This window comes from Halomonas sp. ANAO-440, from assembly GCF_019915905.1.
Lineage (GTDB): Bacteria > Pseudomonadota > Gammaproteobacteria > Pseudomonadales > Halomonadaceae > Halomonas > Halomonas chromatireducens.
This window is the reverse complement of sequence record NZ_JAHXBV010000037.1, coordinates 22,040-33,930: the sequence shown is the minus strand read 5'-3', so window position 1 is coordinate 33,930 and position 11,891 is coordinate 22,040. Positions and strand designations below refer to the sequence as shown.

Here is an 11,891-nt window from a genome sequence, read left to right as displayed (position 1 = left end):
CGACGCTAATGACGATGGGGGTCGGTGGCATCCGGCAAACGGGCCAGAAAGGCCTGAAAATCCCGGTCCTCACGAATGCGCTGATGAAGACGCGACAGCGCCAGCACGGCGTCCGCAGCGTCATCAATGCGCAGGTCATAGGGCACACCGCCGGGGGGCCTGACTTTCAAGGCGGCCGAGACGGCACCTCGCTGATCGCCCCCTTCGGCCTGGCCTGCAGCCAGCGTGGCCAGAAGCACCTCGGCCAGCGGGTCGCCCCGGGACCTGGCCTCATGGAAGGCGGCGACCATGGCGGGCACGACCCGGTCACTGGCCAGCATGTTACCGGCCACCACCAGCCCCTCAGCCAGATGCATATCCATGCACGGCACGTTGCTCTCGCCGGTCCAGCCGGCAACGTGCCCTTGAGTATTCATCAGCGCCAGCTGCCGCCAGGCTGCCCCTCGGTCGGCTTGGCGCAGGGCCGCCACCACCGTCGTTACCGGCTCCCCTTCAGCCAGGTGCGCCAGACCCTGTTCGGCGGCCAGCACATGAGTGCTGTACCCCTGGGTAATGGCGGCCCCCACGCCAGGCAGCAAGTGAGGCACGAAGCCACCGACCCCGGGGCTTCCGGTAGCGCAGGCAACCCCCAGGCAGCCATCGCGGGGATCCAGGGCAATCAGGCTGAAGGTCATGGGACTCTCCGTGTTTCCCCTGTGCTTGCATGGCAGGCGTCTCTGTGCCATACATTATGGGGAATAATTTATCATGATAAATACAAACTCGCTTCAGCGTAGCCGCTCTCGCTCACCGATGGCAACTCGCCAGTGAACAACCACAACACTCATTCGGAGAGGCAAGACATGACACCCAAACATTCAAGGGCACGCCGCTGGCTGCTCCCTGCCCTGGCCACGACCGTATTCACCGCCGCCGGTAGCGCAGTGGCCCAGACGCCCCCCAATGTGTTGATCGTGGGGCAGATCGCCGAACCCAAGGCGCTCGACCCGGCTCAGGTCACCGCGGTCAATGATTTCCGCATCATGATGAACCTCTACGACGGCCTGGTGCGCTACGCCGATGGCACCCTGGAGGTCGAACCCTCCCTGGCCAGCGAGTGGACGATCAGCGACGACGGCACCGTCTATACCTTCACCCTGCGCGACGACGTCACCTTCCATGACGGCAGCGAATTCAACGCCGAGGCGGTGGTATTCAACTTCGAGCGCATGCTCGACGAGGAGCACCCCTACCACGATACCGGCCCCTTCCCGCTGGCATTCTTCTTCGATGCCATCGAGTCGGTCGAGGCCACGAGCGAGCATGAGGTCACCTTTCAGCTGGAAGAGCCCTATGCGCCTTTCCTCTCCAACCTGGCCTACCCGACCGGCCTCATCGTCTCTCCGGCGGCGATAGAGGAGCACGGCGAAGAGGTGGCACGGAATCCCTCGGGCACCGGGCCATTCCAGTTCGAGGAGTGGCGGAGCAACAGCCGGGTGGTGGTGACGCGCAACGAGGAATACTGGGACGGCGCGCCTTCGCTCGAAGCGGTCGTCTTTCGCCCGATCACCGATGCCAACACCCGAGTCGCCGAAATGCTCTCCGGCGGCATCGACCTGATGGTGGAAGTACCGCCCGACAACGTCGCCGCCATGGCGGAGGACGAGGCGTTCGAGGTCTATGAGCAGGCCGGCCCCCACCTCTGGTTCCTGATCCTCAACACCCGCGAGGGACCTTTCCAGGACCAAGCCATGCGCCAGGCGATCAACTACGCCATCGACAAGCAGTCGCTGGTCGAGGATGTCCTGCAGGGCACCGCCGCGGTCGCCGCGGGCCCCATCCCCCCGGCCTTCGAGTGGGCCTACAATGAGGAACTCGACCCGTACCCCTATGACCCGGACAAGGCGCGTGAACTGATCGCAGAAGCCGGCCACGAAGGCGCCGAACTGACTTTCTACGTCACCGAAGGCGGTTCGGGCATGCTCGATCCCGTCCCCATGGGCACCGCCATTCAAGCCGACCTGGCCGAGGTAGGGCTCGAGGTCAAGATCGAGACATACGAGTGGAATACCTTCCTGGACCGCGTCAACCCGGGCCTGGAAGGAAAGGCCGACATGGCTCAGATGGCCTGGATGACCAACGACCCCGACACCCTCCCCTTCCTGGCCTTGCGTAGCGACGCCATGCCGGAAAGCGGCGGCTTCAACTCCGGCTATTACAGCAACCCCGAGGTCGATGAGCTGCTCGAGCAGGCCCGCCGCAGTGTGAATCAGGAGGAGCGCGCCGCCCTCTATCGCAAGATGCAGGCCATTGTTCATGAAGACGCGCCATGGGCCTTCATCGCCAACTGGAAGCAGAACGCAGTGGCTGGCGCCAACGTCGAGAACTTCCGGCTGCAGCCATCCTTCTTCCTGCTGCTGCACGACGTCGAAAAACAGTGACCCGACCGCTGGCGGCATGGCTCTGGCCGTGCCGCCGGCATACTCGATTCGGACACCGCTATCATGATCCGCTACGCATTTCGCCGTCTGCTGCTGACCCTGCCGGTGCTGCTCGGACTCTCCGTCATCGTCTTCTCGATCATGTCGCTGATCCCAGGCGATCCGGCCCAAGCCATCCTGGGGTCCTACGCGACAGCCGAGAACCTCGAGCGACTGCGCGCCGACCTTGGCCTGGACCTGCCACTGCCGCAACAGTACCTGGTGTGGCTGGGCAATATCCTGCAGGGTGATCTGGGCCGCTCCTATGCGCTCAACCGGCCGGTGCTCGATGAGGTACTCGAGCGCTTCAGCGCCACCCTGATCCTAGCCGGCACGTCGCTGGTGCTCTGCACGATCGTCGGTGTTGCTGCCGGTATCGTTTCGGCCGTTCGCCAGTACGGCTGGGGGGACAGGATCATTACCCTGCTGGTGCTGGTGGGTATTTCGGTGCCGGCCTTCTGGCTCGGCATGCTGATGATCATGTTCTTTTCGGTGGGCCTGCGCTGGTTTCCGGCCAGCGGCATGACGGCAGCCTACGGCGGCGGTGGCGTGCTCGACATACTGCATCACCTGGTGCTGCCGGCCATCGCACTGGCCGTGGTAGCCGCCGGCGTCATCGCCAGGCTGACCCGCTCCAACATGCTGGAGGTCCTGCGCCAGGACTATATTCGTACGGCCCGCGCCAAGGGGCTGGGCGAGAATCGCGTGGTACTGCGCCACGCCTTCAAGGTGGCTCTGGTCAACCTGATCCCGGTGATTGGCGTCCAGGCCGGCTTCGTCATCGGCGGTGCCGTCTACATCGAGACGGTATTCCAGTGGCCCGGCATCGGCCGCATGCTGGTCAATGCCATCTCCACCCGGGACCTGCTGCTGGTCCAGGGCGGTGTGCTGGTGGTGGCCGCCGCCTATGTGCTGTTCAACCTGCTCGCCGACCTGCTCCAGCACTGGCTCGACCCGAGGATCCAGGCATGACGGACTTCATCCGGCTGATTGCCCGCAACCGTCTGGCCGCTTTTGGCGGTGTACTGCTCGTGCTCCTCGTGCTGCTATGCCTGATCACCCCCTGGCTGCCGCTGGCCGACCCGAATTCCACCAGTCCCGCGAATCGCCTGCAGCCGCCTCTAACGGAAGGCCACCTGCTGGGCACTGACGCCCTGGGGCGCGACATCCTTTCACGCCTGCTGTGGGGAACGCGCATCAGCCTGGCGGTGGGCATCGCCGCCTCACTGGTCGCAGCCTTCTTCGGCTCACTGATCGGCATCGTCGCCGGCTACTTCGGCGGGCGCACCGACAATACCCTGATGCGCGGCATCGATATGCTGATGGCCTTCCCCTATATCCTGCTCGCCCTGGCGATCGTCGCGGTACTCGGCCCGGGATTGATGAACGCGCTCTACGCCATCGCCATCGTCAATATCCCCTTCTTTGCCCGTAATATTCGCGGCGTCACCGTCAGCATCGCTCATCGCGAGTTCATCGATGCCGCTCGCCTCTCCGGCAAGGGGCACCTGCGAATCCTCACCAGCGAGATCCTGCCCAATGTGCTGCCGGTGATCGTCATCACCATGTCGACCACCGTGGGCTGGATGATCCTCGAGACGGCCGGCCTCAGCTTCCTGGGCCTCGGTGCCCAGCCGCCCCAGGCCGACCTGGGCTCGATGCTCGGCGAAGGCCGCAGAATGATGCTCAACGCCCCCCATGTGGCCATCCTCCCAGGCCTGGTGATCTTCCTGCTGGTGATGAGCATCAACCTGCTGGGAGATGGCATTCGCGACGCCCTGGATCCGCGTCTGAAGTCGGGGGCCCTGTCGCGCCCAGCCCCCTTCACGCGCATTCGCCGCCGCCAGGTGCCGTCAAAAAAGGGCTCCGACACTCACGCCCTGCTGGACGTGGAGGACCTGCACACCCACTTCGAGGTGGGCCGACGCACGTATCGCGCCGTCAACGGCGTGAGCTTCGCCATCAGGCCCAACGAATGCCTGGGCCTGGTCGGTGAGTCGGGCTCCGGCAAGTCGGTCACCGCGCTCTCACTGCTGGGTCTCGTCGCGTCACCGCCGGGTGTAATCACCGGCGGGCGCATCGCCCTGGAAGGACGGGACCTGCTTGACTTACCGCATCGCGCAATTCGGCGGATCCGGGGGCGAGACGTGGCCTATGTCTTCCAGGACCCGCTCTCCACCCTGCACCCCCTGTTCCGGGTCGGCGATCAGCTGGTCGAGGCAATCCAACAGCACCAGCCGATGTCGCGGCAGGCGGCGAGAGAGCGGGCTGTCTCACTGCTGAATCAGGTACGCATCCCCAACGCCGAGCGGCGCGCCGAACAGTACCCACATGAGCTCTCCGGGGGCATGCGCCAACGCGTCGGTATCGCCATGGCACTGGCCAATGACCCGCAGTTGATCGTCGCCGACGAACCCACCACGGCGCTGGACGTCACCGTTCAGGCGCAAATCCTGGCGCTGATCAAGAATCTGCGCGAGTCCAAGGGCACCGCGGTGCTGTTCATCACCCACGACTTCGGCGTGGTCTCCCAGGTCTGCGACCGCGTCGCCGTGATGTACGCCGGCCGCATCGTCGAGATCGGTCCCACCGCCGACATCCTCGACAATCCCCGCCATCCCTATACTCGCCGACTGATCGACTGCGTGCCGCGCCTGGGGGAACCCGACAACGAACCCGCGGCGATTCCCGGGCTGCCACCTCCCGCCGACGCCTTGCCGGAAGGCTGTGCCTTTGCTGATCGCTGCGATCTGGCGGAGGATGCCTGCCGCCGCGGTGAGGTGGGGCTCAACGCCACGGATAGCGACCGTCAGGTGCGCTGCATCAAACCGCTGGGCCTTGAAACCCGCCAAGGAGTCACGCCATGAGCGAGCCCCTCCTCGAGATTCGCGGCCTTACCCGGACCTTCGGCGGTGGTCGACGCTGGTTCGGCCCCGTCATACCCGGGGTGCAGGCCGTCCAGGGCATTGACCTGAACGTGGCTCAGGGCGAGACGTTGGGTATCGTCGGTGAATCCGGCTGCGGCAAGTCCAGCCTGGCCAGACTGCTGGTCGGGCTCGATACCCCTACCGCCGGCGAAATCCGCTTCGCCGGGGAGGACCTCCAGGCGCTGCGTGCAAAGGATCGTCATGCCCTGTCCCGGCGCCTGCAGTACGTATTTCAGGACCCGCTGAGCTCACTCAACCCACGCAAGCGGATTCGGGATATCCTGGCGGCCCCACTGAAGCATCTGCGTGGCCTGCAAGGAAAAGCCCTGGAACACCGCCTCGGCGAGCTGATGGAGGTGGTCAATCTGCGGCCCGAATTCATTTCTCGCTACCCCCATGAGTTCTCCGGCGGCCAGGCCCAGCGCATCGGCATCGCCAGGGCACTGGCCGCCGAGCCAAGGCTGCTGGTGCTCGACGAACCGGTCTCGGCACTGGACGTTTCCATTCAGGCCCAGGTGCTCAAGCTGCTGCGCCGACTGAAAGACGAGTTCGATCTCACCTATCTGTTCATCAGCCACGATCTATCGGTGGTGGAAACCATCAGCGACCGAATCGCGGTGATGTATTTCGGTCGCATCATCGAGCAGGCACCGTCCCGCCGCCTCTTTCACTCGCCGGCGCATCCCTATACGCGGCTGCTGCTGGACAGCGCCCCGATCCCGGGCGGGCCGCCGATCCGTGCCGAAAGCGGCGAAGCCGAGCTGCCCGACCCGCTTGCCCCACCGCCGGGCTGCGCCTTTGCACCCCGCTGTCCGCGGGCCGCAGCGGATTGCCGCCAAGCCATCCCACTGCTGGACACGCTGGAACAAAGCGGTGACCATCGAGTTGCCTGTCGCTACCCCGTCGAAGGGCCCTGGCGACGCCTGGACACCCAAGCAGTCAACGAGACAGCCAGCGAATGACGTCATCTCCCCCACGCCGCAAGCGCCCCGAAGCGATTGGCGAGGCCATCAAGGAGTACGTGGCCTCCCAGACGCTTCGCCCCGGCGATCGTCTACCCCGTGAGGAACACTTGATCAAGGCCCTGGATGCCGCCAAGGGCACGATCCGCGAGGCGATGCGGGGCCTGGAGTTCCAGGGCCTGATCCAGACACGCACCGGCCCCGGCGGCGGCGCCTTTCTATCGGAGGTCAGCGACGATCGTGCCATGGAGCTGCTCGGCAACTACTTCTTCTTCCGGCCGCCGACCATCCACGACATCTACGAAGTCAGGAAGCAGCTCGAGCCCGCCCTGGTGGCGAGCCTGGCCGGCAAGCTGACGGCAGACGACATAGCAGAACTCGAGACGGTGATGGCCTTCTATGACCATCCTCCGACCTCTCTGGAGGAGGAGCGAGAGCAGCGCATCAAGGAGCTGGAGTTTCACCTTCTGCTGGTGGACCACTGCCCCAACCCCTTGCTCGCCCTGATGTGTCGCTTCCCGATCCGCCTGCTGATGAGCATGACCGTTTGCCAGCGCATCTACGAACGCCCCTATCCTGAACTGCGCCGTCGCGGCCACGACTACCAGCGGCGACTCATCGAGGCTCTGCGGCATCAGCGAACCGAAGAGGCGAGCACCATCATGGCCGAGCACATGCGTGCCGCCCAGGCACTGATGGAGGAGAGAGAAGCCATGCTCGAGCGGACCTTCTTCAGGGCCGAGGCCACCGACGGCCAGGGTCCGAGTCGTGACTACCTGGCGCTGAACGAGCATCTGGCAAGCCGCGATCACTCCTGAACGTCAAGCCAGGCCATCACCAGCCGAGTCAGAGCCACCAGGGAGTCGCAATGCACCCGCTCCCAGCCATGGGAGGCATCGGCACCGAAGCATGCCAGGGCGTTGCGCAGGTCCATACCGGCCTTGCTGGCCGAATCGCCGTCGCAGTAGTAGAACGGAAAGCAATCGCGAGTGAAGGGGATCGCGTGCTGCTGGCAGAGCCTCACCAGCCGGCGACTCGCCGCCGGGTGCAGGGGGCCCTGGCTATCCATGAACGCAATGGTCACCCCGTCGGGGCACAGCTGCTGGCCTTCGCCCTGGGCGGCAATATCGAGATTGAGCACCTCGTCTACTCCGGCAAGCAGCGGCTCGCTCATGCCCACACCCAGCTCTTCGGCGCAGGAGAACACCAGTCTTGTTCCGGTGACATCGGCTCCCGCACGCAGCGCCGCGAGCACGCAGGCGATGGCTGCCTTGTTATCCAGGTGACGAGCATTGATGAAGCCGGTCTCGGTTCGCTCGGGCTGGCTCTCCACGCTGACCAGGCTGCCGACGCCAATTCCCAGCTCTTCCAGGGCGTCAGACGAGGTATCCACCACGTCGAGACGCAGGGCAATGTGATCCCAGTCGCTGGGCTGTGCGTCCACCGCTTCGTTGAAGACGTGCCCTGACGCCTTCTCCGGCAGCAGGGTGCCGCTCGCCGCCACCCCGCCGTCATGGTCATGGACACGCACTCGGGCACCCCCGGCGAAACGGGCGTTCCAGTGGCCGATGGGGCGTACCGCCAGGCGACCATCGTCACGCCGGCGCACCACCATGGCACCCAGGGTATCGAGGTGCGCGGTTATGGCACGCCGGGGAGCATCTCCCTTGCGCTGCGCATGGAGGTCACCGCGGGCAGTGGTGGCCACCTCCAGGCCAGCCGCCTCTAGCCGGGGTGCCAGCCAGTCCACCATCGGCTGAGCATGGAGGGAAGGGGAGGGAATCGCCAGCATCGCCATCAGGTCGGCGACGAGGCCATTGGTATCGATCGTTGGCATATGGGCTCTCTGGCTGATGGGTACGACCCTTGCAGCCTTAACGTATAGCAGGCGATACCGATGCGCGAATGATGCGGACGGTCCTGCCCGGCTTGGCGCATGCTATCAATGGCCCAAGCCATACAAGGGCTTTCCTGGTGCCGGGTCAGGCGATTCGATTCAGCGAAAGAAAATTCTGAAAGGCGGGGGGAAGGGATTCATCGATATAGGTATCGTTGAACTCGACCAGGCGAGCCAGCGCCTGGGGGTCGGGGAGCACCACGTGCTGGCGGTCACGCTCGACCAGTCCCTCGTCGCGCAGCATGGAAAAGGTCCGGCTCACATGCACCGCGCTCAACCCCAGGGCATCGCCGATCTGCTCCTGGGAGAGGGGCATGAAAAAGCCGTTCTCCTCCACCGCATTGATCCGCTTGAGGCGCAGGTAGAGTTCGTAGAGGAAATGTGCCAGTCGTTCGTGCGCCGCGTAGCGCCCCAGGTAGACCAGCCGCTCGGTGAGCATCGCCTGCTGGCGTACCGTCGTGGCAATGATACCGGCCGCCAGGGACGATGAGCGGGCGAAGAGTTCAAAGAGCTGCTGATACGAAAACGGGCAGATCACACCCTCGTTGATCATCGCCACGCCCGCCAAGCGTCGCGAGAAGCCAAAATCACGCATGCCAATGATATCGCCGGGCAGATAGATCTTGAGGATCTGCATCGAGCCATTGCCGAGATTGCGGTAGGAGTAGGCCCAGCCCTCCTTCACCACGCAGAACAGGTCTACATCGGCCACTTCCTGCCACAACACCTCGCCAGCCGTCACGCGCCGGGCATTGAGCTCCAGGCTCAAGAGCAAGGTCTTGTCATCAGCCGTCAGTACGCCATGGCTGTCGAGCCCCTGCATCACAACGGTGTCGAGTAGAGTCACATTCCGCGTTCCTGCTAGTAGTGGAAGGCAACATAATAAAACATAAGCTTATGCATCGACTCATAACGTATGTTATTGAAAGTGAATTATGTTAAATGGCGATCGTCCATTCAGCGCGTAGCTCCCCGTGGCAACCAGGCCCCGCTTGCGGCCTCGCAAAGGCCCTTATACGTTTTGCTGCCTATGCCTCCACCTCCTTTCGTCTCATATATCACAATAAAATCACTTGCTCCCGGCTTCACTGGGCGCCATCATCGCGCCCAGCGCGTGAGCGAGACCGGGGTGGCATCGGGTCCGGGCAAAATCAGGTTGGCCCCCATTCCGATAAGACTCTATATTTGAAAGACATTTTACGACCGGGATTCGAGAACCAATGAGCAAAGTCCTGATTATCGGCGCCGGTGGCGTCGGTGGCGTGGTTACCCACAAGTGTGCACAGCATCCCGAGGTCTTCTCGGAGATCTGCCTGGCCAGTCGCAATGAAGACAAGTGTCGCGCCATAGCGGCCCAGCTGGATCGCCAGATCCAGACCGCCCAGGTGGACGCCGACAACGTCGAGGCACTGGTCGCCCTGATCGAGTCGTTCAAGCCCGACTTGCTGATCCATGTGGCACTGCCCTATCAGGACCTGACCATCATGGAGGCGTGCCTCAAGACCGGCGTGCCCTACCTCGACACCGCCAACTACGAGCACCCGGACGAGGCAAAGTTCGAATACAAGGAGCAGTGGGCCTTCCAGGAGCGCTACGCCAAGGCAGGCGTCATGGCTACGCTGGGCTGCGGCTTCGACCCGGGCATGACCAACATCTACTGCGCCTACGCCCAGAAGAATCTGTTCGACGAGATTCACCAGATCGACATTCTGGATGCCAACGGCGGCGATCACGGCTACCCGTTCGCCACCAACTTCAATCCCGAGATCAACATTCGCGAGATCACCGCGAATGGCCGCTACTGGGAAAAGGGTGAGTGGGTGGAGACCCCGCCGCTTGCCGAGAAGCGCAAGTTCGACTTCGACGGCATCGGTGAGAAGGACATCTACCTGCTTTACCACGAGGAGCTCGAGTCGCTCAGCCAGAACATCAAGGGGCTAAAGCGGATTCGCTTCTGGATGACTTTCTCCGAGAAATACATCACCCACCTCAAGGTGCTCGAGAACGTCGGCATGACCAGCATCGAGCCGATCGAGGTGAACGGCTGCGAGATCTCTCCGCTGCAGTTCCTCAAGGCGGTGCTGCCCGACCCGGCGTCACTCGGTCCGCGCACCAAGGGCAAGACCAACATCGGCATCATTGCCGACGGCATCAAGGACGGCAAGCGGCGCAAGGTGCATATCTACAACATCTGCGACCACGAGGCCTGCTACCGGGAGGTGCAGTCCCAGGCGATCTCCTACACCACCGGCGTGCCCGCGGTCACCGGCGCCATGCTGATGCTCGACGGGACCTGGAAGGGCTCCGGCGTGTTCAACGTCGAGCAGCTCGACCCGGACCCCTTCATGGAGCGCATCGGCGAGATGGGCCTGCCCTGGCAGGTGGTCGAGCTCGACCCCGAAGACGATCCGCTGGCCTGATCGCGCATGGCTTCACTGAATAGGGAAACGCCGGCCTACCCCTTTGACGTTCAGGCGTGCCCGTCGCCGGCCTATGTGGTCGACGACGCGCTGCTACGCAAGAACCTGGTCCTGCTCAAGCAGGTCCAGGAGGCGAGCGGTGCGCGCATCCTGCTGGCGCTGAAGGGCTTCGCCATGTGGGACACCTTCGACATGGTGCGGGAGTATCTGGTCGGCACCACCGCCAGCGGCCAGGACGAGGCGCGGCTGGGGGCGGAGACCTTCGGCGGCGAGGTGCACTGCTACTCGCCGGCCTTCACCGAGGAGGAGATGGAGGTGGTGTTGCGCTATGCCGACCACCTCAGCTTCAACTCCCCCACCCAGTGGCGGCGCTTCCGCGACACCGTCGCGGCCGCACCACGCCGGATCTCCTGCGGCATGCGCGTCAACCCGGAGCACTCCACCGGCGCGGTACCGCTCTACGATCCCTGCGCCCCGGGCTCACGGCTCGGCACCCGGGCCGCGGACCTGTCGCCTGCGGATCTCCAAGGCCTCGAGGGGTTGCACTTCCACACCCTTTGCGAGCAGAACAGCGACGCCCTGGAGGAGACCCTGGGCGCCTTCGAGGCCAGGTTCGGCCAGTACCTGGCAAGCCTTGCGTGGGTCAACTTCGGGGGCGGGCACCATATCACCCGCGAGGACTACGACGTCGAACGGCTGGTGCGGATGATCCGCGACTTCAAGGCACGCCACCCGCACCTTACGGTTTACCTGGAGCCCGGCGAGGCCATCGCGCTCAACACCGGCTATCTGGTCTGCTCGGTACTGGATATCGTCGAGAATGACGGCCCCATCGCTATCCTCGACACCTCCGCCACCGCACACATGCCAGACGTGCTGGAGATGCCCTACCGGCCACATATCATCGGCGCCGGTGAGTCCGGCGAGAAGGCCCACACCTATCGCCTGGGCGGCCTGACGTGTCTCGCCGGCGATGTCATCGGCGACTACAGCTTCGATGCACCGCTGGCCATCGGCGACCGCCTGGTGTTCACCGATATGGCCCATTACACCATGGTGAAGACCACCACCTTCAACGGCATGCGCCTGCCTGCCATTTGCCGCGTGGCCGAGACAAGCCGGGAGATACGCACGGTGAAGACCTTCGGTTACGAGGACTACAAGCAGCGCCTCAGCTAGGGGTTGCCGCTCGCTGCGCAGCAGGCACCTTCGGGTGCCTGTTGCGT

Annotated in this window: 10 protein-coding genes; 7 read left to right on the top strand and 3 right to left on the bottom strand. The window is 64.1% G+C overall.

Annotated features, from left to right (window positions below; translation table 11 throughout):
- Positions 1 to 5: 5 nt before the first annotated feature.
- Positions 6 to 674 carry a DUF1028 domain-containing protein gene (locus KZO25_RS17880; RefSeq protein ID WP_223137994.1) on the bottom strand — a complete coding sequence of 223 codons (669 nt, stop codon included), beginning with the start codon at positions 672 to 674 and terminating at the stop codon, positions 6 to 8.
- Between the two features lie 168 nt (positions 675 to 842).
- On the opposite strand from KZO25_RS17880, the gene KZO25_RS17875 reads away from it, so the two are divergent.
- The 5 genes from KZO25_RS17875 (at position 843) to KZO25_RS17855 (ending at position 7,166) form a co-directional block, all read left to right on the top strand.
- A complete protein-coding gene (locus KZO25_RS17875; RefSeq protein WP_223137993.1) occupies positions 843 to 2,420 on the top strand; it encodes an ABC transporter substrate-binding protein in 1,578 nt (525 codons plus the stop codon).
- 63 nt (positions 2,421 to 2,483) lie between these two features.
- Positions 2,484 to 3,431 (top strand): ABC transporter permease, encoded by a 948-nt coding sequence (locus tag KZO25_RS17870; RefSeq protein ID WP_223137992.1) that lies wholly within the window; start codon positions 2,484 to 2,486, stop codon positions 3,429 to 3,431.
- On the top strand, positions 3,428 to 5,326 hold the full coding sequence (locus tag KZO25_RS17865) for a dipeptide/oligopeptide/nickel ABC transporter permease/ATP-binding protein (RefSeq protein WP_223137991.1): 1,899 nt from the start codon (positions 3,428 to 3,430) through the stop codon (positions 5,324 to 5,326). Before KZO25_RS17870 ends, KZO25_RS17865 begins: the two co-directional genes overlap by 4 nt.
- Positions 5,323 to 6,348, top strand: a complete 1,026-nt coding sequence (locus tag KZO25_RS17860; RefSeq protein ID WP_223137990.1) for an ABC transporter ATP-binding protein — start codon at positions 5,323 to 5,325, stop codon at positions 6,346 to 6,348. Before KZO25_RS17865 ends, KZO25_RS17860 begins: the two co-directional genes overlap by 4 nt.
- The gene (locus KZO25_RS17855) at positions 6,345 to 7,166 is read left to right on the top strand and encodes a FadR/GntR family transcriptional regulator (RefSeq protein WP_223137989.1); all 822 of its coding nucleotides are present in this window, start codon (positions 6,345 to 6,347) and stop codon (positions 7,164 to 7,166) included. The genes KZO25_RS17860 and KZO25_RS17855 overlap by 4 nt, the downstream gene beginning before the upstream one ends.
- Here the strand turns inward: KZO25_RS17855 and KZO25_RS17850 are convergent.
- Both KZO25_RS17850 and KZO25_RS17845 read right to left on the bottom strand, forming a co-directional pair.
- Entirely contained in the window at positions 7,157 to 8,185 is a 1,029-nt protein-coding gene (locus tag KZO25_RS17850; protein ID WP_223137988.1) for an osmoprotectant NAGGN system M42 family peptidase, read from the bottom strand. The two genes, KZO25_RS17855 and KZO25_RS17850, sit on opposite strands and share 10 nt — an antisense overlap.
- A 145-nt stretch (positions 8,186 to 8,330) precedes the next feature.
- Complete coding sequence (locus KZO25_RS17845) at positions 8,331 to 9,092, bottom strand: Crp/Fnr family transcriptional regulator (RefSeq protein ID WP_316935858.1); 762 nt, start codon at positions 9,090 to 9,092, stop codon at positions 8,331 to 8,333.
- A gap of 373 nt (positions 9,093 to 9,465) precedes the next feature.
- On the opposite strand from KZO25_RS17845, the gene KZO25_RS17840 reads away from it, so the two are divergent.
- On the top strand, positions 9,466 to 10,665 hold the full coding sequence (locus KZO25_RS17840) for a saccharopine dehydrogenase family protein (protein ID WP_223137987.1): 1,200 nt from the start codon (positions 9,466 to 9,468) through the stop codon (positions 10,663 to 10,665).
- A gap of 6 nt (positions 10,666 to 10,671) precedes the next feature.
- Entirely contained in the window at positions 10,672 to 11,844 is a 1,173-nt protein-coding gene (gene nspC / locus KZO25_RS17835) for a carboxynorspermidine decarboxylase (RefSeq protein ID WP_223137986.1), read from the top strand.
- Positions 11,845 to 11,891 lie beyond the last annotated feature (47 nt).

Coding starts and splice junctions, on each gene's coding strand:
- KZO25_RS17880 (WP_223137994.1), bottom strand. CDS start 674: ATGACCTTCAGCCTGATTGCCCTGGATCCCCGCGATGGCTGCCTGGGG.
- KZO25_RS17875 (WP_223137993.1), top strand. CDS start 843: ATGACACCCAAACATTCAAGGGCACGCCGCTGGCTGCTCCCTGCCCTG.
- KZO25_RS17870 (WP_223137992.1), top strand. CDS start 2,484: ATGATCCGCTACGCATTTCGCCGTCTGCTGCTGACCCTGCCGGTGCTG.
- KZO25_RS17865 (WP_223137991.1), top strand. CDS start 3,428: ATGACGGACTTCATCCGGCTGATTGCCCGCAACCGTCTGGCCGCTTTT.
- KZO25_RS17860 (WP_223137990.1), top strand. CDS start 5,323: ATGAGCGAGCCCCTCCTCGAGATTCGCGGCCTTACCCGGACCTTCGGC.
- KZO25_RS17855 (WP_223137989.1), top strand. CDS start 6,345: ATGACGTCATCTCCCCCACGCCGCAAGCGCCCCGAAGCGATTGGCGAG.
- KZO25_RS17850 (WP_223137988.1), bottom strand. CDS start 8,185: ATGCCAACGATCGATACCAATGGCCTCGTCGCCGACCTGATGGCGATG.
- KZO25_RS17840 (WP_223137987.1), top strand. CDS start 9,466: ATGAGCAAAGTCCTGATTATCGGCGCCGGTGGCGTCGGTGGCGTGGTT.
- nspC (WP_223137986.1), top strand. CDS start 10,672: ATGGCTTCACTGAATAGGGAAACGCCGGCCTACCCCTTTGACGTTCAG.